Source organism: Burkholderia sp. BCC1208, assembly GCF_902833095.1.
Classification (GTDB): domain Bacteria; phylum Pseudomonadota; class Gammaproteobacteria; order Burkholderiales; family Burkholderiaceae; genus Burkholderia.
In genome coordinates, this window is the sequence record NZ_CADFDY010000001.1 from 1 (window position 1) to 21,362 (window position 21,362).

Consider the following 21,362-nt stretch of genomic DNA (forward strand, 5'->3'; position numbering starts at 1 on the left):
GCATTCTTCTAGACGACCGGTCTAATTCAGGAATATCATCCGTCGTCGTTGAATGCGGCGACGTTTCCGCCAGGCTCAAGTAGCGGGACGCCGTCGTTTTATTTCGGCTGCTTCTAGACGACTGGTCTAATAGACGTTTATCGCATGCGGATGAATGAATCGCACGTTGCCGCGCGCCGACGGACTAACCGACAGGCGTGCCGCACCGACGTGCGGCCCCGTTCCCCGTCCATTTTCGAAGGAGTGTCCCATCATGAAGATCCTGGTTGTCCTGACCTCGCACGACACGCTTGGCGACACCGGCAAGAAAACCGGCTTCTGGCTCGAGGAACTGGCCGCGCCGTACTACACGTTCAAGGATGCGGGCATCGAGCTGACGCTCGCGTCGCCGAAGGGCGGCCAGCCGCCGCTCGATCCGAAGAGCAGCGACCCGACCGCCCAGACCGACGCGACGCGCCGCTTCGACGCCGATGCGGCGGCCAAGGCCGAACTCGCGTCGACGCGCAAGCTGGCCGATGTGTCGGCGGACGACTACGACGCCGTGTTCTACCCGGGCGGCCACGGCCCGCTGTGGGATCTCGCCGAGGATCTGCATTCGATCGGCCTGATCGAGCGCACGCTCGCGGCAGGCAAGCCGGTCGCGGCGGTCTGCCATGCGCCGGGCGTACTGCGCCACGTGAAGAACCCGCAAACCGGCGAGTCGGTCGTGCGCGGCAAGCGCGCGACGGGTTTCACCAACAGCGAGGAAGCGGCCGTCGAGCTGACCGAGGTCGTGCCGTTCCTCGTCGAGGACATGCTGAAGACCAACGGCGCGGAATTCGAGCGCAGCGCCGATTGGGCACCGCATGTCGTCACCGACGGGCTGCTGATCACGGGGCAGAACCCCGCGTCGTCGGCGCCCGCGGCCGAGGCGCTGCTCGCGAAGCTCGGCCACCGCTGAAAGCACGGCGCCGGACGGACCGGCGCCGCTTCCTTGCCGTCGTCGGGCGCAGCCGGTCCGCCGGCGGCCCGCATCGTTGCGCCGTGCACACCTCACCGCACCGCGCATTCCCAGCCGTTTTGCAGAACCCAGCAAAGGAGTCGTGGATGTCTGCCCTGTTCGAACCGTTCAAACTCAAGGATGTCACGCTGCGCAACCGCATCGCGGTGCCGCCGATGTGCCAGTACGTCGCCGAGGACGGCGTCGTCAACGACTGGCATCACGTGCATCTGGCCGGCATCGCGCGCGGCGGCGCGGGCCTCGTGATCGCGGAGGCGACGGCCGTGTCGCCGGAAGGGCGCATCACGCCGGGCTGCGCAGGGCTGTGGAACGACGCGCAGGCCGACGCGTTCGCACCGTCGGTCGCGGCGATCAAGGCGGCCGGCTCGGTGCCCGGCATCCAGATCGCGCACGCGGGCCGCAAGGCGAGCGCGAACCGCCCGTGGGAAGGCGACGACCATATCGCCGACGGCGATTCGCGCGGCTGGCAGACCATCGCGCCGTCGGCGGTGCCGTTCGGTGCGCACCTGCCGAAGGTGCCGCGTGAAATGACGCACGACGACATCGCCCGCGTGCAGGCCGACTTCGTCGCGGCGGCGCAGCGTGCGCGGGACCTCGGTTTCGAATGGCTGGAACTGCACTTCGCGCACGGCTATCTCGGCCAGAGCTTCTTCTCGGTGCATTCGAACCAGCGCACCGACGAATACGGCGGTTCGGCCGACAACCGCGGCCGCTTTCTCGTCGACACGCTCGCGGCCGTTCGCAAGGTCTGGCCCGAACATCTGCCGCTGACCGCGCGCCTCGGCGTGATCGAATACGACGGCCGCGACGAAGAGACGCTCGCCGAGTCGATCGCGCTCACGCAGCGGATGAAGCGGGAAGGGCTCGACATGCTGAGCGTGTCGGTCGGCTTCTCGACGCCCACCGCGCAGATTCCGTGGGGCCCGGCGTTCCTCGCGCCGATCGCCGAGCGCGTGCGCCGCGAGGCCGGGCTGCCGGTGTCGTCCGCGTGGGGGATCGACACGCCGCAACTGGCGAACCGCGTGGTCGAGCAAGCGCAGCTCGATCTCGTGATGGTCGGCCGCGCGCACCTGGCCGATCCGCACTGGCCGTATCACGCGGCCAGGCAGCTCGGCGTCGAGCGTCCGTCGTGGACGCTGCCCGCGCCGTACGCGCACTGGCTGGAGCGCTACCGGATCGCCGACGAGGCAGCCTGAGCCGGGTGCGCCGACGTAGCGCCGGCTGGCCGCGCGCATCGCGCGTGCCGCCGATCCGGCGCCGATGGATAGAATGGCGCTTCGTCCAGGCCGGTTGCCTCGACGAACCGCCATTTTTTCATTTCGACAGAGGTGCCATGGCCGCACATGTCCCGTCGTCTCCCGATTCCGCCGCGCGGCCGCGCGCCCAGCAGATCGCCCGCGTCGCGCTGTATGCGGCGCTGCTGGTGCTCGCGCTGTGGGTGATCCGCGACTTCATTCCCGCCATCGCATGGGCCTGCGTGATCGCCATCGCGATGTGGCCGCTGCTGAAACGCTTCGAATCGCACCGGCTGTTCCGCGATCGGCCGACGTTGATCGCGACCGTCATCACGGCGGGGATTTCGCTGCTCGTCGTACTGCCGGTGGCCATCGCGACGACCCAGGCGATCGCGCAGGCGCACGACCTGCGCGAGTGGCTGCACACGATTCAGGACAACGGCATTCCGCTGCCGGAGGTGGTCGGCCGCCTGCCGTACGGCGCCGCGCAGATCACCGAATGGTGGCAGGCCAATCTCGGCCATCCGCTGCATGCGGCTACCGCGATGCACGGCGTCAACGGCGAGAGATTCATCGCGTTCGGCCGGCAATTCGGCACGAAGCTCGCGCATGTGCTGCTCGAATTCGGTTTCATGCTCGTCACGCTGTTCGTGATCCTGCGCGCCGGCCACAAGCTGTCGGGCGCATTGCTGCAGGGCGCGCGGCGCGCGTTCGGGCGCAACGGCGCGGAACTGATCGAGCGCATGGTCGCGGCCGTGTACGGCACGGTGACCGGGCTCGTCGTCGTCGGGCTCGGCGAGGGCGCGTTGCTCGGCGTCGCCTATGCGCTCGCCGGCGTTCCGCACGCGGCGCTGCTCGGGCTCGTCACGGCGGTCGCCGCGATGCTGCCGTTCTGCGCGCCGATCGTGTTCTGCGGCGCGGCGCTCTGGCTGTTCGTGCAAGGGGCCACCATGTGGGCCGTCGGGGTGGCGGCGCTCGGGTTCATCGTCGTGTTCATCGCCGAGCATTTCGTGCGGCCGGTACTGATCGGCGGTTCGACACGGCTGCCGTTCCTGCTCGTGCTGTTCGGTATCCTCGGCGGCGCCGAGACGTTCGGCCTGATCGGGCTGTTCGTGGGGCCTGCGCTGATGACGGTGCTGACGATGCTGTGGGCCGAATGGATCGCTTGATCATCGCGCATGCCGTTGCACTGAGCTGATGCACCGGTGCAGCGGTGCGGATGCGCGTGCACGCTTGCACCGGTTTGTCACGATTGATGACGATTCGGCGGTCGCGGAAGCCAGCAACCGCAGGGATTCGGATAAAGATCTCTACATTTCTTTTCGATCCGGACCCAAAGGTCGAGTAGCATGGGGCTTTCGATCACGCCGGTATGGCGCAGCAGATTTCCCGAGCATGCGATTGATTCCGATGTTCCGTCCCGCAGCGACGCTGTCCCTGGCGGCCAGCTGCCTGATGTTGCATGGCTGTGCGTGGTTCGACTCGTGGCTGCCGTTCTCGTATTCGCGCACGCCGCTTGCACGGGCCGCGTCGCGGCACGGCGCGACGCGCGCCGACGTCGTCCGCGCCGCCGGCAACCCGCGCAGCGTCTGGATGGTCCGTAACGGCAGCGGCGTCTGCTACAACTACTTCATCGAGCACGGCAACGATCACCGGTCGTACTTCGTCGTGTTCGACAAAGCCGGCGTCGTCACGCAGTCCGGCTTCGATACCTGCATGGACGCCGATCGCAAGGGCGCGCTTCAGTCGGGCAAGAGCGCGTCGCGATAGCGCGGCGGCCACGCGCCGCGCGAGCCCGTCATACTGCCGTCACGCTATCGTGTCGACCACGCCGCCGTCGACGCGCAACGCCGCGCCGGTCGTCGCCGAGGCCTGCGGCGAGCAGACGTACACGACCAGGTTCGCGACTTCCTCCGTCGTCGCGGGCCGCTGGATGATCGAACTCGCGCGCTCGCTGCGCACGAACTCCACGGCAACGTCGTCGATGCTGCGGCCCGTTTCGTCGGCCTGCGTCTTCAGCAGCGCGCGCACGCCTTCGGACATCGTCGGCCCCGGCAGCACCGAATTGACCGTCACGCGGGTGCCGGCCGCGAGCTTCGCGAGGCCGCGAGCGATCGACAGCTGCGCGGTTTTCGTGAACCCGTAATGAATCATGTCGACGGGAATGTTCAGGCCCGATTCCGACGAAATGAACACGACGCGCCCGGCGTTGCGTTCGATCATCCCTTTCAGGTAATGCCGCGCGAGCCGCACGCCGGACATCACGTTGATCTGGAAATAATGTTCCCATTCGGCGTCGTCGATGTCGAAGAACGCCTTCAGGCCGTAGATGCCCGCATTGTTGACGAGAATGTCGGCATCCGGCGTGTGCTGCGTGAGGCGCGCGACGCCGGCCGCGTCGGACAGGTCGGCGGCGACGCCGTCGAAGCTTGCGCCGGGCACGGCGTCGCGCAGTTTCTCGAGCGCGGATTGCACCGACGAGTCGCTGCGGCCATTGACGACGACGTGTGCGCCGGCGCGCGCGAGCCCTTCGGCAATCGCGAGCCCGATGCCGGCGGTGGAAGCGGTGACGACCGCGGTCTTGCCTTTCAGATCGATCTGCATGAGCGTGGCGGGGGAAGAGTGAACGGGAACCGCCGCGCGTGCCGCGGCGGACGGAATTCAAAGCTTAGGCAAATTCCGGTCAATAGGCCATCTTGCGCGCGTGTCGGCGGCGTCGAGGCGAAGACCGATTCCCTCGACTCGAACGCCGAGCACGCGGAATGCCTGCAAGCGGGTGCAGGGCGGGAGCTGTTCCAGCCTAAGCGCGACATGCTCAGCACCTTGTGTCGAAGAATCGACGGGGCAGGATTGCGCCCACGCTCATTTTCGTGGGCGCAATCGCGCTGAACGTCGAAGCCGGGCGGTATGGTTGCGCTACGCTGCACGGTCTTGTACGGTGAGCGTTCGTCGTCCGACCCGGGAGCCCGCTGCGTGAGCCGTATCGCCAACCGATCCGCCGTACCGTCGCCGTTCTGGCGCGATACCGCGCTGCCGTTCATCGAGGCGCGCACCGTCGACGACGGGCGCGCGATCTGCTACGCGAAGCACACGCACGACACGTTTTCGGTGGGCGCGATCGTCGGCGGCACGAGCACGTACGTGAACGGCGCGACGAACGCACACGTCGGGCGCGGCGTGCTCGTGATCATCGATCCGGAGCAGGTACACGCATGCAACCCGTACGGCCCCGACGCGTGGGCGTACCGGATGGTCTATGTCGACGTGCCGTGGCTCGCGCGGCTGCAACACGCGCTGGGCCGCGATCCGAATCGCGATTTTCACGGATTTTCGCCGAAGTTGACCGAGCGCGGCGACCTGTTCTCGCAATTTGGCGGCTTCTACCGCACGCTCGTGTCGCCCGGCATCGATGCGCTCGGCAAGGAGAGCGCGGCGGTCGAATTCTTCACGGCGCTGCACGGCGCGCTCGATCGCGAACTGCCCGCTGCGCGGCCACGCGACGACAACGCGAAGCTCGCGCGCGCGGCCGACTACATCGCCGGCCATTGCCGCGAGGCCGTCACGCTCGATGCGATCTGCGCGGCGGCCGACCTGTCGCCGTCGTACCTGATCCGCGCGTTCAATGCGCGTTACGGGATGACGCCGCATGCGTTCCTGATCGATCGGCGTGTGCAGTACGGCCGCGCCGAATTGCGCCGCGGCCGGCCGATCGCCGAAGTCGCGCTTGACGCCGGCTTCGCGGACCAGGCGCATTTCCAGCGCGCATTCCGGCGGATCGCGGCCGCGACGCCCGGGCAGTACCGCAGCGCGATGCGCTGAATGCCGCCGCGGCTACACGTCGAGCAGAAACAACGCACTGCCCGCGAGCAGCAGCGCCATCAACCGGTTGAACACGCGCATGCGTCGCGCGTTCGCGAGCCGGTGCCGCAGCGACGCGCCCGCATAGCCCCAGCATGCGATCGATGCGAAGCAGATCACCAGATACAGCGCGGCGAACTGCCAGATCTGCGCGCGGTCGCCGTCGGCCGCATACGCACCCATCGCGGCCACGCACGCGAGCCATGCCTTCGGATTGAGCCACTGCATCGCCGCGCCTGCCGCCGCCGACGGGCCAGCCACGTCCGGATCGGCCGACAGTTGGCCGTCGTCGAGCGCGAGCCGCAGCGCCATGAACAGCAGGAACGCGATCCCCGACCACTGCGTGGCCGTCGTCAGCATGGGCCAGCGCGCGAGCGCCGCGTGCAGGCCGAGGCCGATCAGCAGGAACAGCGCGACGAAGCCGAGCGTCGCGCCGGCCGCGTAGCGCAGGCTCGCGCCGAGACCGTGGCGCGCGCCCGCACTGAGCGCGACGATGTTGACGGGGCCGGGGGTGATCGACGAGGCGAGCGCGAACGCGGCCATCGAAACCAGGATGCTCATCAGGTGTCTCCATGCGAAATGTCGAAAGTCGCATCGAGACTACGGGCGCCGCGTCGGCCCGTATTGAAGAAAACTGCCCTCGGCGGCGCGGGGCCGCGGTCAGTGCAACGCGCGCGGCACGTGCGCCGGCCGCGCGTGCGGATCGGCGGGATCGGTGGAACCGGTGGAACCGGTGGAACCGGTGGAACCGGCCGGGCCGACGGCATCGGTCGGACGCAGCGGCCCGCCCGAGTACGGCTGCGTCGACACCGAGAAGCCGAACGTGTTGACGCCGCCCGAGCATGCGACAAACACCCCGCCGCCGTGCATCTCGGCCACGGCCTTGACGATCGACAGCCCGAGCCCGTGGTTTTCTTTGCTGTTCGCGCGCGCTTCCTCGAGCCGGTAGAAGCGCTCGAACACGTGCGAGCGCTGCACCGGGTCGATCGGCTCGCCGGGGTTCGACACGGCCATGTCGACGAGCGTGTCGCGGCGCGTGATCGTCACGTTCAGCGTCGCGCCGGGCGCCGAATGCTGGATCGCGTTGATCAGCAGGTTCGTCATCGCGCGGCGGAACAGCGACGGATCGACGGCCGCGCGCGCATCGCCGTGCAGTTCGGCGCGCAATTGCGCCTCGTCGAGCGGGATTTCGAGGAAGTCGAGCATGCGCCGCACCTCGTCGGCGAGCGACACGTCCTTCAGGTCGGTCGCGCGTTCGCCGCGGTCGCTGCGCGACAGGAACAGCATGTCGTTGATGATCACGCGCAGCCGTTCGAATTCCTCGAGGTTCGACTGCAGCGTCTGGCGCATCCGGTCGACCGAGCGGTCGCGGCTCGTCAGCGCGACCTGGGTCTGGCCGATCAGGATGCTGATCGGCGTGCGCAGCTCGTGCGCGACGTCCGCGTTGAACGCTTCGAGCCGCGCGTAGGTTTGCTGGATGCGTTCGAGCGCGCCGTTGAACGACGTCGCGAGATCGCGCAGCTCGGTCGGCAGCGCGTCGGTGTGCAGCCGCTGGCGGCGGTTCGTCGCGCTCACGCTTGCGGCGTCCTGCGACAGCCGGTCGAGCGGCGCGAGCCCGAAGCGCGCGACCGCGCGGCTCAACAGCAGCGTGATGACGGTAGCCGTCGCGATCAGCGCGGCCAGCGTCCAGCCGAAGCGGCGCAGCATCCGCTGGGTACGCTCGCACGACGTCGCGACGACCAGTTGCAGCGTCGGCCGCTCGTCGGCGCCGGCCAGCGTGATGGTTTTCGTCATCACCGCGTAGCTGCTGTCGTTGAGCTGGTAGCGCTGGTACGCGCCGACCGGCGGATCGAGCGGCACGCCGTTGACGGGTCTGCCGAAGCGGAATGCGGGGTCGTCGCTGATCACCTGATAGTGCGTCGAGCCGTCGGGCGGTTCGAGATCCGCGAGTTTTTCCTGCATCATGCGGCCGCGCGCGGCCGTGGTCGCGTGCGACACGATCATCTGGGCGACCTTGGCGCGCGTGTCGATCGTCGCGCGCAATTCGGCGAACAGCTGGCGCTCCATCATCACGAACAGCCCGCAGCCGACCAGCGTGAACACGAGCAGCGACACGATGCCGAACATCGCCGAGAGCCGCAGGATGATCGAGCGTTTCATGCGCGCCGCTCCGTGTCGCCGTCCTCGCGCGCCTCGAGCACGTAGCCCATGCCGCGGATCGTATGCAGCAGCTTGTCCGCGAACGGGCCGTCGAGTTTCGCGCGCAGGCGCTTGATCGCCGTCTCGACGACGTTCGCGTTGCTGTCGAAGTTCACGTCCCACACGAGCTCGGCGATGGTCGTTTTCGACAGCACCTCGCCGCTGCGCCGCGCGAGCACGCCGAGCAGCTGGAATTCCTGTGCGGTCAGGTCGAGCCGCGCGCCGTCGCGGGTCGCGCGGCGGCCGATCAGGTCGACGCGCAGGTCGCCGATCGAGATCAGCGTCGATTCCTGCACGCGCGCGCGGCGCGTCAGCGCACGCAGCCGTTCGATCAGTTCGAGGAACGAGAAGGGTTTGGTCAGGTAGTCGTCGGCGCCGCCGCGCAAGCCGCGCACGCGGTCGTCGACGCGATCGCGCGCGGTCAGCATGATCACGGGCGTCTGCTTCTGCGCGCGCAACGCACGCAGCACGCCGAAGCCGTCGAGCTTCGGCAGCATCACGTCGAGCACGACCACGTCGTAGTCGAATTCGACGGCTTTCCACGCGCCGTCCTCGCCGTCGAGCGCGGTGTCGACGACCCAGCCTTCCTCGGTCAGGCCGCTCTTCAGGTATTCGACGACTTTCGGTTCGTCCTCGACGATCAGTACTTTCATGTTCGATCCGTTGTCCGGGTAATCCGGTTAAGGGCTCGTATTCGCCGGGCCGGCCGCCGCGACGTCCGACGGCGCGGGGCCGTTCGCCGCACCGCCGTCCCAGCCGCCGCCGAGCGCCTTCGCGAGAAACACGACGAGCGCCGCGCGCTGGCCCTGGATCTGCACGGCCTGGCGCTCGCTCGTCAGCAATTGCTGCTGGGCCGTCAGCACGTCGATGAACGGCGTCAGGCCGCCCGCGTAACGGTCCTGCGCGAGCGAGACGAGCTTGCGCGCGTCGTCGACCGCCGCGGATGCCTGCTGCGCCGCTTGCGCCAGCACTGACAGGCCGGTCACCGCATTTTGCACCTCCTGGAACGCGGTGAGCACGGTCTGGCGGTAGCCGGCCTGCGCGGCCACGTAGCCGGCCTGCGCGAAATCGACGCCGGCCTTCAGCTTGCCGCCCTCGAACAGCGGCTGGCTGAGCGACCCGCCGACCGACCACAGCAGCGCAGGCACGGTGAACAGGCCCGCGAAGCGCGTCGCGTCCCAGCCGAGGTCCGGCGACAGCGTGATGCGCGGGAAATACGCGGCGCGCGCGACGCCGATCTGCGCGTTCGCGGCGGCCATCGCGCGCTCGGCCGACGCGACGTCGGGGCGCCGCTGCAGCAGGTCGCTCGGCATGCCGGTCGGCAGCGCGGGCGCGTTGATCGGCACCACGCGCGGCGGCAGCGAGAATGCGGGGGCCGGCGTGCCGACCAGCGTCGCGATCGCGGTTTCGACCTGCGCGCGCTGCTGGATCAGCAACTGGGCCTGCGTACGCGTGGCGTCGAGCTGCGCGCGTTGCTGCAACAGGTCGAGGCCCGACACCGCGCCGAGGTCGTGGCGCGCGCTCACGTAATCGAGCGCCTTCTGCTGCAACTCGATCGAGCGCTTGACGACGTCGATCTCGGTGTCGAGTTCGCGCAGCGCGAAATAGCTCGACGCGAGATCGGCGCTCAGCACGAGGCGCGCGTTCGCGAAATCGTCGCGCGCCTGCTCGGAGCTGGCCTGCGCGGATTCGACGCTGCGCCGCACGCGACCGAACAGGTCGAGTTCGTAGCTGACCGCCGCGCCGACCTGGATCTCGTTCTGCACGGTCGACATGCTCTTCGTCGCGTAGTTGGTCTGCGGCCGGTCGGCGGAGATCTTGAAGCGCTGGCCGCTCGCGTTCAGGCCGACGGCCGGATATTGCGCCGACGCAACCGACGCGAGCGTCGCCTTCGCCTGGTCGTAGCGCGCGGCTACCGCCTTCAGGTTCTGGTTGTTGCGCAGCGCGTCGGTTTCCAGCGCGGCGAGCTGCGCGTCGCCGAACGCGGTCCACCAGGCCGGATCGAGCGGCGCGCGGGCCGGTGCGGCCGGGTGCCAGTACCCGTCGGCCGGGTCGAGCCGCCACGCGGCCGGCGTGTCGACGGCCGGACGCCGGTAATCCGGGCCGACCGTGCAGCCGGCGAGGGCGAGGGCGGCGGCCGCGACGACGGCGGCGAGCGCCGCCGGCCGCACGCGGGTGCGCATCGCGATCACGACTTCGCTCCGGCGACCGCCGAGGCCGGCTGCGCCGCCGCCGGCGCCTGCACGACGACGTGGTCGCCGTTCGCGAGCGCGTCGCTCGGGTTCGCGACGAGGCGGTCGTTCGGCGTGACCGGCCCGTCGATTTCGAGCGTCTGGCCGATCGTGCGCACGACCGTCACCTGCTTCAGACGCACCTCGCCGTTCGCATCGACGGTCGCGACCGTCGGGCCTTCGGCGCGGAACAGCAGCGTACTGGCCGGCACCTGCAGGCGGCCGACCGGCGTCATCGGCAGCGTCGCCTGCACGTAGGCGCCGGGCAGTAGCTGCCCGTCCGGGTTCGGCAGCGTGATCTCGATCTGCAGCGAACGCGTCGCGACATCGATCGACCCGGACGTGCGCGTGATCGTGCCGTCGAACGTCCGCCCAGGCAGCTCGGCCTGCGCGACGCTCACGTGCTGGTCGACCTTCACCTGCTGCGCATACGCCTGCGGCACCTGCACGTACAGACGCAGCCGGTCGGCCTGCACGACCGAGAACAGCGCGCGGCCCGCGTTGCCGGAACTGACGAGATCGCCGACGTCGACGTTGCGCTGCGTGACGATCCCGTCGATCGGCGCGACGATCCGCTGGAAGCCCTTCAGCTCGGTGAGGCGGCGCATGTTCGCATCGGCCGCGGCGAGGTTCGCGGTGCCCTGGCTGAATGCGCCTTGCCGGTCGTCGAGTTCCTGCTGCGATACGGCATCGCGCTGGCGCAACTGCTGCGCGCGGTCGAACGACGTCTTCGCGAGGGCGAGCGCGGCTTGCGCCTGCTGGCGTTGCGCGGTGGCCTGCGCCAGTTCCTGGTTCAGTTCCGGCGTATCGAGTTCGGCGAGCGTTTGCCCCTGCTTCACGTGCGCGCCGATGTCGGCCTGCCAGCGCAGCACGTAGCCGCTGGCGCGCGCATAGATCGGCGCCTCGACGAAGCCGCGCAGCGTGCCGGGCAGCGTCAGCTTGCCACCGGTGGCCGCGTCGACGGGATGCACGACGCTCACGTACTGGCGCGTGTTCTGCTCGGCGACCGCGTCGAGCCGGTTGCGGTTGAGCCCGTTGACGATGAGCGTGCGCGCGGCGCCGGCGGCCAGCAGCACGCCGATCACGATCACGACGATGCGCGCGCGTCGCGACACCGACGCGCGCGCCGGCAGGTTCATGCCGCGTTCGTCCACGTGGATGCCGACGGTGCTGTGATGTTTCTCTTCCATGAATTCAACCAGTTCAACCGGGTAGTGGGGCGAAAGTCAGTGTCCGGCCTGGCGCGCGCGCCGCCGGGCCAGCCGCGCATGCACGCCGCCGAACACGAGCGGCACGAACAGCAAGGTCGAAACGGTCGCGAACAGCAGCCCGCCGATCACCGCGCGGCCGAGCGGCGCGTTCTGCTCGGCGCCTTCGCCGAGACCGAGCGCCATCGGCACCATCCCGATGATCATCGCGAGCGCCGTCATCAGCACCGGCCGGATCCGGGTCGCGCCGGCCTCCAGCGCGGCCGTGAGCGGCGGCGCGCCGGCCGCGAGGCGTTGCCGCGCGAACGACACGACGAGAATGCTGTTCGCGGTCGCGACCCCGACCGTCATGATTGCGCCCGTCAACGCGGGCACGCTCAGGTGCGTGCCGGTGACGAACAGCATCCACGCGATGCCGGCGAGCGCGGCCGGCATCGCGCTGACGATGATCAACGGGTCGAGCCACGACTGGAAATTGACGACGATCAGCAGGTAGACGAGCACGATCGCCATCGCGACGCCCGCGCCGAGGCCGAGATACGACGTACGCATCGTCTCGATCTGGCCACGCATCGCGAGGCCGGTGCCGCGCGGCAGCGTCGCGCGCGCGTCGGTCACGATGCGATCAATCTCGCCCGCGACCGCGCCGAGATCGCGGCCCTCGACGCTCACGTACACGTCGATCGCCGGGCGGATGTTGAAGTGCGTGATCACCGCGGGATCCGCGGTACTGCGCACCCGCACCAGATTGCCGAGCAGTTGCAGCGGCATGCCCGTGCGGCCGCTGGCCGAGATCGGCGTGCCGAGCAGGTCGTCGACCGACGAGATGTTGTATTGCGGGGTCTGGATCTGCAGCGGGTACTGGACGCCGGTGCGCGGGTTGATCCAGAACGACGGCGTCGTCTGCGAACTCCCCGACAGCGAGATCAGCATGTTCTGCGCGACGTTCTGCGCGGAGAGATTGAGCTGCTGCATGCGCGTACGGTCCATGTCGGCCAGCAGGGTCGGCTCGTCGTTGCGTTGCAGCACGTGCACGTCGACGGCGCCGGGGATTTGCCTGATCTTTTTCATCAGGCTGCTCGCAATGGTCATGTTACTCGCGAGATCGTTGCCGAGCACCTGCACGTCGATCGCGGCCGGCTGCCCGAAGTTGAGGATCTGCGTGATGATGTCCGACGGCTGGAAGAAGAACTCGACGCCCGGGAAGCGTTGCGGCAGCAGCGTGCGCAGCGTCTGCACGTAATGCCCGGTCGCGCGGTGGCCGGGCTTCAGCGCGATCAGCAGCTCGCCGTCGAGCGTGCCGATCGTGCCGGCGTTGCTGTACGACAGGTTGATGCCGCTCACCGGCAACCCGAGGTTGTCGACGATCGCGCCGAGCTCGTCGGGCGGCACGGTTTCGCGGATCACGCGCTCGACCTGGTCGGCGAGGCGTGCGGTTTCCTCGATCCGGTAGCCGGTCGGCGCGCGCATGTGCAGACGGATGTTGCCGGAATCGGCGTTCGGGAAGAAGTCGCGGCCGAGCACGAACACGAGGCCCGTCGACAGCACGCAGAAGCCGAGGAAGCACAGCGCGTAGAAGCGGCGGCGCACGAGCAGGATGCTGAGCAGCACGATGTACCACGCGCGCAGCCGTTCGAACGCATCGTTGAACGCGTGATGAACGCGTGCGAAGCGCGACGTCGAATGGTCGGGGCCGGTGCCCGCCTGCTGCGGGCGGAACAGCAGCATCGCGAGCGTCGGCACCAGCGTGCGCGACAGCACGTACGACGCGAGCATCGCGAACACCACGGCTTCGGCGAGCGGCACGAACAGGAAACGCGCGACGCCGGTCAGGAAGAACATCGGCACGAACACGATGCAGATGCACAGCGTCGACACGAGCGCGGGCACCGCGATCTCGCCGGCGCCTTCGAGAATCGCTTCGTGCAGGTCCGTACTGAACGACGACCCCCACGCTCCCTCCGATCGCTGCCCCCCGAGGGGGCTGCTCGGCACGCTTGGGGCGGCCCGGCGCGTACCGAGATGAAGATGCCGCTCGATGTTCTCGATCGTGACGGTCGCATCGTCGACGAGAATGCCGACCGCGAGCGCGAGCCCGCCGAGCGTCATGATGTTGATGGTTTCGCCGAGCGCGGACAGCGCGATCAGCGACGTGAAGATCGACAGCGGGATCGAGATCGCGATGATTAGCGTGCTGCGCCAGTTGCCGAGGAACAGCAGGATCATCATCGCGGTCAGCACGGCGGCGATCAGTGCCTCGTGGATCACGCCCTGGACGGCCGCGTTGACGAACACCGACTGGTCGAACAGCGGCGTGATCGTGAGTCCCTCGGGCAGCGTCGGAATCACCTTCGGCAGCAGCGCCTTCAGGTCCGACACGACCTTGAGCGTCGACGCGTCGCCGCTTTTCAGGATCGAGATGAGCACGCCGCGCTGGCCGTTCTGGCGCACGACGTTGGTCTGCGGCGCGAAGCCGTCGCGTACCGACGCCACCTCGCGCAGGTAGGTCGTCGCGCCGTTGACGGTCTGGACCGGAAGGTCGTTGATGTCGGCGATCGTATCGGCCGACGCGTTCGTGTCGATCCGGTACTCGGTCTGACCCATCTTCGCGGTGCCGGTCGGCAGCACGAGGTTCTGCGCGTTGACCGCGTTGACGATGTCGGCCGGCGTGAGGCCCTTCGCGAGCAGCGCCTGCGGATCGAGGTCGATCGCGACCACGCGCGTGCGCCCGCCGTACGGGAACGGAATCTGCACGCCCGGCACCGTGATCAGCTGCGGGCGCAGGAAGTTGAGCGCGATGTCGGCGAGCGACTGTTCGCTGAGCGTCTTGCTCGACAGCCCGAGCTGGATCACCGGAATGCTCGACGCGGAATAGGTGATCACGAGCGGCGGTGTCGCGCCTTGCGGCATCTGCCGCACGATCGCCTGCGCGGACGAGACCGTCTGTGCGATGGCCGTCTGCACGTTCGCACCCGGTTGCAGGAACACCTTCACCACGGCAATGCCGGGCAGCGACGTCGATTCGACGTGCTGGATGTTGTTGACGGTCGTCGTCAGGATCCGTTCATGCACGGCCGTGATGCGATTCGTCATCTCCGTCGCGGAGAAGCCGCTGTAATTCCAGATCACGCTGATCACCGGGATGTTGATCGCGGGCAGCACGTCGACCGGTGTGCGCATCAGCGCGAGCGGGGTGGCCAGCACGATCATGATCGCCATGACGATGAACGTGTAGGGGCGCCTGAGCGCGAGATTGACGATCCACATGGAGGCGGCGGGACAGGCGGTGATCGGGCGTCGGTGAAGGGAACCCGAATGATAGGCGTCGGCCCGGCACGGGTTACTGTCGCGAAACTGGCTGAATTGTCAGGTTGGGGCGCGCTGGCCGCCGACCGATTCCGCACACGGAATGCGCCGTCGCGACGGCGGCGGTTTCGCGCATCGGGCGGCGCTCACAGCTGCTCCATGCCGAAGCGGGCGAGCGCATCGAGATCGACGACCTCGATCTGGTTGTACGCGAGCCGCAATGCGCCGAGCTTCTCGAGCTGCTGCAGCGCCTGGTTGATCCGCTGGCGCGACACGCCGACCAGCATCCCCAGTTCCTCCTGCGAGATCGACAGCGACGGGCCGGTATCCGGGTACAGCGCGGGGTTGAAGAGCTGCGCGAGCGCCTGCGCGACCCGCGCGTCGACGTCGAGCAGCCGGCTGTTCTGGATCGACGCGATGAATTCACCCATCCGGTTGTTCAACTGATGAATCACGAAGCGCGTGAACGGCAGGCTCGCATCGAGCAGCGCATGGAACGTGTCGACCGGCACGAACAGCACGGTCGAGCGCTGGATCGCGACGACCTCGTACTTGCGCAGCTCGCGCTTGATCGCGCTGCCTTCGCCGAACCAGCCGCCCGACGGCACGCCGGAAAACGTGCAGCCGCGTCCCGACACGTTGAAGATCGCGAGCTTCAGCAGCCCCTGATGGACGCCGATCCAGTATTCGGACGGCGCGAGCCGCTGCGCGATCACGTCGCCGGCTTCGCACTGCTCGACGTGCGACTGGGCCAGCACGAGCGCCTGGTGTTCGGGCGCCAGCGTGCGGAACCACGCGCACTGGACGAACAGCGTCGCCAGCGGCGGCAGCGGGCCCGGTTCGGGAAGCGTGTCGGCCGGGGCGGCGGCCGCGTCGGGGTGGTCGTGCATGGGTGCGGGTTTGCGAGGATAGGGATAACGCGCAGCGCTCGAGCGGCACTCTGTCGTTTCGATGACAGACGGCTCACAATAGCGCCCGTTAGGCTGTCGGCAATTGAACCACATCAAAACGATCCGGGGTGCATGCGCCCCGGTCGACAGAACACGGGAGACAGGATCATGACGCAGATGTTCGAGGCCGGGCTCGGCCGCCACGATGCCAATTACGTGCCGCTCACGCCGATCGATTTTCTGGTCCGCGCGGCCGAAGTCTACGGCGAGCGCACGGCGATCGTGCACGGCGACGTGCGGCGCACGTGGGGCGAAACCCATACGCGGGCCAGGCAACTGGCGAGCGCGCTCGCGCAGGCCGGCGTCGCCCGCGGCGACACCGTCGCGGCGCTGCTGCCGAACATCCCGGCGATGGTCGAGGCGCACTTCGGCGTGCCGATGGCCGGCGCCGTGCTGAACACGATCAACACGCGGCTCGACGCGTCGTCGGTGTTGTTCATGCTGCGTCACGGCGAGGCGAAGGTGCTGATCGTCGACACCGAATACGCGGAGGTCGCACATCGCGCGGCGCTCGAGGTGCCGGGCCTGAAGATCGTCAGCGTGGCCGACGCGATGCCGGCGGATCCCGCCCGTTTCGCCGGCGCGACCGACTACGAGACGTTCGTGGCCGGCGGCGACCCCGGCTACGCATGGACACCGCCCGCCGACGAATGGGAGGCGATCGCGCTGAACTACACGTCGGGCACGACGGGCGACCCGAAAGGCGTCGTCTACCACCATCGCGGCGCGTATCTCGCGGCGATCAGCAACATCCTCGAATGGGACATGCCGAAGCACGCGGTGTATCTGTGGACGCTGCCGATGTTCCACTGCAACGGCTGGTGTTTCCCGTGGGCCGTCGCGGCGCGCGCGGGCGTGAACGTGTGCCTGCGCAAGTTCGACGCAAAGACCGTGTTCGACCTGATCCGTCGCGAGCGCATCACGCATTACTGCGGGGCGCCGATCGTGCAGAGCGCGATCGCGAACGCACCGGCCGAGCTCCGCGAAGGGATCGAGCATACGGTGCATGCGATGGTCGCGGGCGCGGCGCCCGCGCCGGCCGTGATCGCGAAGATGAAGGAGATCGGCTTCGACCTGCTGCACGTGTACGGGCTGACCGAGGTCTACGGCCCGGCGACCGTCTGCGCCAAGCAGGCGCACTGGGAAGCGGCGTCCGACGAGGAACGCGCGCGGCTCAATGCGCGCCAGGGCGTGCGCTATCACCTCGAAGCGGGCGCGACGGTGCTGGATCCCGACACGATGACGCCGGTGCCGGCCGACGGCGAAACGCTCGGCGAGATCATGTTCCGCGGCAACATCTGCATGAAGGGCTATCTGAAGAACCCGAAGGCGACCGATGACGCATTTCGCGGCGGCTGGTTCCATACCGGCGATCTCGCGGTGCTGATGCCGGATGGCTATATCCGGATCAAGGATCGCAAGAAGGACATCATCATCTCGGGCGGCGAGAACATCTCGAGCATCGAGGTCGAGGACGCGCTGTACCGCCATCCGGCCGTCGCCGTGGCGGCCGTCGTCGCGATGCCCGACCCGAAATGGGGCGAGGTGCCGTGCGCGTTCGTCGAGCTGCGCGAAGGCGCGAGCGCGACCGAGGAGGAGATCGTCGCGCACTGCCGGCAACTGCTCGCTGGCTTCAAGGTGCCGAAGGCCGTGCGTTTCGGCGAGCTGCCGAAGACGTCGACCGGCAAGATCCAGAAGTTCCAGTTGCGCCATGCGGTCGGCTCGGACAAGGCGATCGACCTGGCCGGCGACAAGAAGTAGGCGGCCGGCTTTCAGCCGCCGCGCGCGGACGATCACGAGATCACGCGCCGCGCTCCAGCCGGAACACGCTCACCGCGTCCGACAGTTGCGCGGCCTGGTCGCGCAACGCGACGGCCGCGCGCTCGGCATCCGAGATCAGCGTCGCATTCTGCTGCGTCGCGGCGCCGATCTGCGTGACGGCCAGATTCACCTGCTCGATGCCGGTCGATTGTTCGCGCGACGCGGCGCTGATCTCGCCGATCAGCGTGCGGACCTGGTCGACCCGCGCGACGATGTCGCGCATCGTGCCGCGCGCGGCGTCCGCGATCCGGTAACCCTGTTCGACGGTCGTCGACGATTCGGCGCTCAGCGTATCGATCTCCTTGACCGCGGCTGCGCTGCGCTGCGCGAGCGCGCGCACCTCGGCCGCGACCACCGCGAAGCCCTTGCCGTGCTCGCCCGCGCGGGCGGCCTCGACGGCCGCGTTCAGCGCGAGGATGTTGGTCTGGAACGCGATGCCTTCGATCGCGCCGGTGATCTCGGCGATCCGGCGCGTCGCGCGGCCGATGTCGTCCATCGTCGCGACCACGCGCTGCACCGCGGCGTCGCCGTTCGTCGCGGCGGCCGATGCGTCCGCGACCAGCGCGTTGGCTTGCGCCGCATGCTCGGCGCTCTGCTGCACGGCGGCGGTGATCTGCTCCATGCTCGCGGCAGTCTGTTCGACGCTGCTCGCCTGCGTCGCGATTCGCGCGGCGATGTCGCCGCTGCCGGCTGCGATGCCGACCGTGCCGTGCGCGATGTCGGCCGCGCTGTTGCGCACCTGCGCGACGATTCGTGCGAGGCCGTCGCCGATTCCGTCGACGGCCTGCACGAGCCGGCCGATCTCGTCGTTGCCCGCGCTGCCGTGCGCGTTCGCGCCGTCGCGGATACGCACGCTGAGGTCGCCCGCCGCATAGCGCTCGGACGCGCGGGCGGCGTCTTCCAGCGGCCGGCTCACGACGCGCCGCACGACGATGACGAACAGCATCGCGAACGCCGCGACGAGCACGGCGCCGATCATCAGGAAGCGGTTGCGGGTGGCGCGCATGGTGGCGAGCAGTTCGTCGTCGAGCGCGATGCCGCCGACGAGCCATTGCCACTGCGGAATCGTCGTGAAGGACACGACTTTCGCGGTCGGCCCGCGGTCGTGCGCGGCCGGGTCGGTCGACGTGTACGCGAGCCGGCCCTGGCCGGCCGCGAGCATCTGCGCGTAGGGTGCGCGGGTGCCGTCGGCCGGTTGGCCCGCCGCATCGGGATGCACGACGAAGGCGCCGCGCGACGGGCCCTGCGATGCATCGAGCACGAAGTAGTAGCCGTTGTCGCCGATTTTCAGCGAGCGGATGCCGTCTTCGACGAGCTTGAGCTCGGCGCCGATGTCGATGCCGACGAACAGCGCGCCGATCACGCGGCCGGTCGCGTCGGTCACCGGCTTGTACTGCGTGATGTACGGCCGGCCGAACAGCTTCGCGAGGCCGGTGTAGCTGCGCCCGGCGACCAGCGGCGCGTACGCGGGGCCGGCGCGGTCGAGCTTCGTGCCGACCGCGCGCGCACCGTCCTGCTTCTTCAGCGACGTCGTGATGCGCACGAAGTCGTCGCCGTCGCGCGCGAAGATCGTCGCGATCGCGCCGCTTTTCTTCAGAAACTGGTCGGGAATCGAGTAGTCGAGGTCGAGCGGCTGGCCGCCGGCGGACAGCGTCGGCGCGGCGACGCCGCCGATGTCGACGGTGCGTGCCGGATCGAGCGCGAAGTCGGCCGGCAGGAAGCTCGCGAACAGGGTCATCGCGCGTGTCGCTTCGGCCGACAGCGCCTTGTCGAACAGCTCGACCATCGCGCCGATCGACTGCTCCTTGTCGGCGATCCGCGCGTGCGCCTCGTCGGCGAGTTGCTGGCCGGCAAAATGGGCGAGCGCCCATGCGAAAACGGTGAACAGCAGTGCAACGAGCACGCACGCCAGCGCGGCAAGACGCGTACCGACGCTCACCCGGCCCAATTGGGTCAATCTCATACGGGATCCTGAGTGGGGAGAGAGGGGCGGAACGCACGCGTCACCGCTTGTCGTAAGGTAATCGGCAGTTTCGGCGAATTCTTTAGCGGCGTGCGCACGGCGGCGGTATGCGCCGGCTCGACACGCGGAACCGGATGACGGACGGCTTCAGTACGTCACGAGCCACGCGACGGCCAGATAGCGGCCGACTTTTGCGATCGTCACGATCGCGAGAAACGTGGGCAGCGGCTCGCGCAGCACGCCGGCGATCATCGTCAGCGGATCGCCGATCACCGGCGCCCAGCTCAGCAGCAGCGACCAGCGGCCGTAGCGTGCATACCAGCGCTCGGCGCGCGCGAGCGCGGACGGCTTGACCGGAAACCAGCGGCGCTCGCGGAAATGCTCGATCCCGCGGCCGAGCGCCCAGTTGATCGCCGAGCCGGCGACATTGCCGACGCTCGCGACGAGCACCAGCGCCCACACAGGCTCGCGCCCGGCCAGCAGCAGGCCGGCGAGCACGGCTTCGGATTGCAGCGGGAACAGGGTCGCGGCGACCATCGACACGGCGAACAGGCCGCCGTAGGTGAGCAATTCGGACATCGCGGGATTGTACCGGCCGGGCGGGGGCGGGCCCGGGTCACGCGGTCATGGGATCACCGGCCTACGACATCACGCGGCATCGGTCGCGCCGAACGGCAAAGGCGAGATCATCGACGCGTCGACCGGTTCGTCGTCGAGCGTGCCGGCGAACCGTTGCGGCGAAAACACCATGTCGGATTTCAACAGCCGCAGCCGTTCGGGCGCGCTGCCACGCTCACGCTCACGCGCTCGACCGTACGCGCGGCCGTTCAGTTCCAGCCGACCATGATCGCGCCCATCCCGACGAGCAGCCCGCCCGTCAGGCGGTTCATCGCACGCATCCGCGCCGGCCGTTGCAACGCGCGGCTCAGCCGGTGCGAGAACAGCGCCATCGACGCAACGCCGCCCGCGAACAACAGCGTGAACGTCGCGGCGAGCAGCAGGTATTGAAGGTTCAGGCTCCAGTCGGCATTCGGGCTGATGAACTGCGGAAAGAACGACGGAAAGAACAGCAGCGTCTTCGGATTCAGCCCGGAAGTCGCGACGCCGCGCCAGAACAGCGCGCGCCCGGTGTCGGTGTCCGGCGCGGCGCTTGCCGTTCCCGCGCCGGCATCGGCCGGTGCCGCGGCTGCGCCGGCCGGCGCGCGGCTCAGCCATTGCTTGCCGCCGAGCCATACGAGATACGCGGCGCCGGCCCAGCGCAGCACGGTCAGCGCGTGTTCATCGAGGTGGACCAGCGAATTCAGGCACAGCGCGGTCAGCGCGAGTTGCAGCAGCACGGCGAGCGTGCCGCCCCAGACGCATGGCAGCGCGCGGCGCCAGCCGGTGCGCAACGCCTGGTTCATCGTGAGCAGGTTGACGGGGCCGGGCGCGTAGATGAGGACGACGGAAGCGGCGAGGAACGACAGATAAAGCTTGAACAACATGTGACGGGCGGGCAGGAACGGGAAGGCAGGGCACCAGCCCCGCACGCGGTCGGATAGGCGTGCGGGCGGCGGGGAATCGCATGCCTGCCGGCCGGCACCGCAACTCG

General features: G+C 68.7%; 17 protein-coding genes and 1 pseudogene. 6 read left to right on the plus strand and 12 right to left on the minus strand.

Annotation, left to right across the window (positions count from 1 at the left end; translation table 11 throughout):
• Window positions 1-253: 253 nt before the first annotated feature.
• The 4 genes from HWX09_RS00005 to HWX09_RS00020 all read left to right on the plus strand — a co-directional run bounded on the left by HWX09_RS00005 (window position 254) and on the right by HWX09_RS00020 (window position 4,005).
• Window positions 254-940, plus strand: a complete 687-nt coding sequence (locus HWX09_RS00005) for a type 1 glutamine amidotransferase domain-containing protein (protein ID WP_027782929.1) — start codon at window positions 254-256, stop codon at window positions 938-940.
• 146 nt (window positions 941-1,086) lie between these two features.
• A complete protein-coding gene (locus tag HWX09_RS00010) occupies window positions 1,087-2,196 on the plus strand; it encodes an NADH:flavin oxidoreductase/NADH oxidase (protein WP_027782930.1) in 1,110 nt (369 codons plus the stop codon).
• A gap of 137 nt (window positions 2,197-2,333) precedes the next feature.
• Window positions 2,334-3,404, plus strand: coding sequence for an AI-2E family transporter (locus HWX09_RS00015; protein ID WP_027782931.1), 1,071 nt, complete (start codon window positions 2,334-2,336; stop codon window positions 3,402-3,404).
• Between the two features lie 226 nt (window positions 3,405-3,630).
• Window positions 3,631-4,005, plus strand: a complete 375-nt coding sequence (locus HWX09_RS00020) for a hypothetical protein (RefSeq protein WP_027782932.1) — start codon at window positions 3,631-3,633, stop codon at window positions 4,003-4,005.
• Between the two features lie 39 nt (window positions 4,006-4,044).
• Here HWX09_RS00020 and HWX09_RS00025 read toward each other — a convergent pair whose 3' ends face one another.
• Window positions 4,045-4,839: an SDR family oxidoreductase gene (locus HWX09_RS00025; protein WP_027782933.1), complete on the minus strand. Its 795-nt coding sequence runs from the start codon at window positions 4,837-4,839 to the stop codon at window positions 4,045-4,047.
• A 369-nt stretch (window positions 4,840-5,208) separates the two neighbouring features.
• Here HWX09_RS00025 and HWX09_RS00030 point away from each other — a divergent pair, with 369 nt between their 5' ends.
• Window positions 5,209-6,054 carry an AraC family transcriptional regulator gene (locus HWX09_RS00030; RefSeq protein ID WP_027782934.1) on the plus strand — a complete coding sequence of 282 codons (846 nt, stop codon included), beginning with the start codon at window positions 5,209-5,211 and terminating at the stop codon, window positions 6,052-6,054.
• A gap of 12 nt (window positions 6,055-6,066) precedes the next feature.
• On the opposite strand, the gene HWX09_RS00035 is transcribed toward HWX09_RS00030, so the two are convergent.
• The 7 genes from HWX09_RS00035 to HWX09_RS00065 all read right to left on the minus strand — a co-directional run bounded on the left by HWX09_RS00035 (window position 6,067) and on the right by HWX09_RS00065 (window position 15,927).
• Window positions 6,067-6,654 (minus strand): LysE family translocator, encoded by a 588-nt coding sequence (locus HWX09_RS00035; RefSeq protein ID WP_027782935.1) that lies wholly within the window; start codon window positions 6,652-6,654, stop codon window positions 6,067-6,069.
• 99 nt (window positions 6,655-6,753) lie between these two features.
• On the minus strand, window positions 6,754-8,253 hold the full coding sequence (locus tag HWX09_RS00040) for a heavy metal sensor histidine kinase (RefSeq protein ID WP_027782936.1): 1,500 nt from the start codon (window positions 8,251-8,253) through the stop codon (window positions 6,754-6,756).
• Window positions 8,250-8,945 (minus strand): heavy metal response regulator transcription factor, encoded by a 696-nt coding sequence (locus HWX09_RS00045; protein ID WP_027782937.1) that lies wholly within the window; start codon window positions 8,943-8,945, stop codon window positions 8,250-8,252. Before HWX09_RS00045 ends, HWX09_RS00040 begins: the two co-directional genes overlap by 4 nt.
• 27 nt (window positions 8,946-8,972) lie before the next feature.
• On the minus strand, window positions 8,973-10,475 hold the full coding sequence (locus HWX09_RS00050; RefSeq protein WP_027782938.1) for an efflux transporter outer membrane subunit: 1,503 nt from the start codon (window positions 10,473-10,475) through the stop codon (window positions 8,973-8,975).
• 5 nt (window positions 10,476-10,480) lie between these two features.
• On the minus strand, window positions 10,481-11,713 hold the full coding sequence (locus HWX09_RS00055; protein ID WP_027782939.1) for an efflux RND transporter periplasmic adaptor subunit: 1,233 nt from the start codon (window positions 11,711-11,713) through the stop codon (window positions 10,481-10,483).
• Between the two features lie 36 nt (window positions 11,714-11,749).
• Window positions 11,750-14,998, minus strand: a complete 3,249-nt coding sequence (locus tag HWX09_RS00060; protein WP_027782940.1) for an efflux RND transporter permease subunit — start codon at window positions 14,996-14,998, stop codon at window positions 11,750-11,752.
• Between the two features lie 185 nt (window positions 14,999-15,183).
• Window positions 15,184-15,927 carry a Crp/Fnr family transcriptional regulator gene (locus HWX09_RS00065; protein WP_027782941.1) on the minus strand — a complete coding sequence of 248 codons (744 nt, stop codon included), beginning with the start codon at window positions 15,925-15,927 and terminating at the stop codon, window positions 15,184-15,186.
• Window positions 15,928-16,095: 168 nt separating this feature from the next.
• Here HWX09_RS00065 and HWX09_RS00070 point away from each other — a divergent pair, with 168 nt between their 5' ends.
• Window positions 16,096-17,748 (plus strand): acyl-CoA synthetase, encoded by a 1,653-nt coding sequence (locus HWX09_RS00070; protein ID WP_027782942.1) that lies wholly within the window; start codon window positions 16,096-16,098, stop codon window positions 17,746-17,748.
• Window positions 17,749-17,788: 40 nt separating this feature from the next.
• On the opposite strand, the gene HWX09_RS00075 is transcribed toward HWX09_RS00070, so the two are convergent.
• From HWX09_RS00075 to HWX09_RS00090, 4 genes and pseudogenes are all read right to left on the minus strand, one after another.
• Window positions 17,789-19,771: a methyl-accepting chemotaxis protein gene (locus tag HWX09_RS00075; RefSeq protein ID WP_027782943.1), complete on the minus strand. Its 1,983-nt coding sequence runs from the start codon at window positions 19,769-19,771 to the stop codon at window positions 17,789-17,791.
• Window positions 19,772-19,918: 147 nt separating this feature from the next.
• Entirely contained in the window at window positions 19,919-20,350 is a 432-nt protein-coding gene (locus HWX09_RS00080; protein WP_027782944.1) for a YqaA family protein, read from the minus strand.
• Between the two features lie 69 nt (window positions 20,351-20,419).
• A pseudogene (locus HWX09_RS33935) lies at window positions 20,420-20,548 on the minus strand (voltage-gated potassium channel TrkA); the annotation flags it as partial.
• A gap of 50 nt (window positions 20,549-20,598) precedes the next feature.
• Entirely contained in the window at window positions 20,599-21,255 is a 657-nt protein-coding gene (locus HWX09_RS00090; protein WP_027782945.1) for a LysE family translocator, read from the minus strand.
• Window positions 21,256-21,362 lie beyond the last annotated feature (107 nt).

Coding starts and splice junctions, on each gene's coding strand:
- HWX09_RS00005 (WP_027782929.1), top strand. CDS start 254: ATGAAGATCCTGGTTGTCCTGACCTCGCACGACACGCTTGGCGACACC.
- HWX09_RS00010 (WP_027782930.1), top strand. CDS start 1,087: ATGTCTGCCCTGTTCGAACCGTTCAAACTCAAGGATGTCACGCTGCGC.
- HWX09_RS00015 (WP_027782931.1), top strand. CDS start 2,334: ATGGCCGCACATGTCCCGTCGTCTCCCGATTCCGCCGCGCGGCCGCGC.
- HWX09_RS00020 (WP_027782932.1), top strand. CDS start 3,631: ATGCGATTGATTCCGATGTTCCGTCCCGCAGCGACGCTGTCCCTGGCG.
- HWX09_RS00025 (WP_027782933.1), bottom strand. CDS start 4,839: ATGCAGATCGATCTGAAAGGCAAGACCGCGGTCGTCACCGCTTCCACC.
- HWX09_RS00035 (WP_027782935.1), bottom strand. CDS start 6,654: ATGAGCATCCTGGTTTCGATGGCCGCGTTCGCGCTCGCCTCGTCGATC.
- HWX09_RS00040 (WP_027782936.1), bottom strand. CDS start 8,253: ATGAAACGCTCGATCATCCTGCGGCTCTCGGCGATGTTCGGCATCGTG.
- HWX09_RS00045 (WP_027782937.1), bottom strand. CDS start 8,945: ATGAAAGTACTGATCGTCGAGGACGAACCGAAAGTCGTCGAATACCTG.
- HWX09_RS00050 (WP_027782938.1), bottom strand. CDS start 10,475: ATGCGCACCCGCGTGCGGCCGGCGGCGCTCGCCGCCGTCGTCGCGGCC.
- HWX09_RS00055 (WP_027782939.1), bottom strand. CDS start 11,713: ATGGAAGAGAAACATCACAGCACCGTCGGCATCCACGTGGACGAACGC.
- HWX09_RS00060 (WP_027782940.1), bottom strand. CDS start 14,998: ATGTGGATCGTCAATCTCGCGCTCAGGCGCCCCTACACGTTCATCGTC.
- HWX09_RS00065 (WP_027782941.1), bottom strand. CDS start 15,927: ATGCACGACCACCCCGACGCGGCCGCCGCCCCGGCCGACACGCTTCCC.
- HWX09_RS00070 (WP_027782942.1), top strand. CDS start 16,096: ATGACGCAGATGTTCGAGGCCGGGCTCGGCCGCCACGATGCCAATTAC.
- HWX09_RS00075 (WP_027782943.1), bottom strand. CDS start 19,771: ATGAGATTGACCCAATTGGGCCGGGTGAGCGTCGGTACGCGTCTTGCC.
- HWX09_RS00080 (WP_027782944.1), bottom strand. CDS start 20,350: ATGTCCGAATTGCTCACCTACGGCGGCCTGTTCGCCGTGTCGATGGTC.
- HWX09_RS00090 (WP_027782945.1), bottom strand. CDS start 21,255: ATGTTGTTCAAGCTTTATCTGTCGTTCCTCGCCGCTTCCGTCGTCCTC.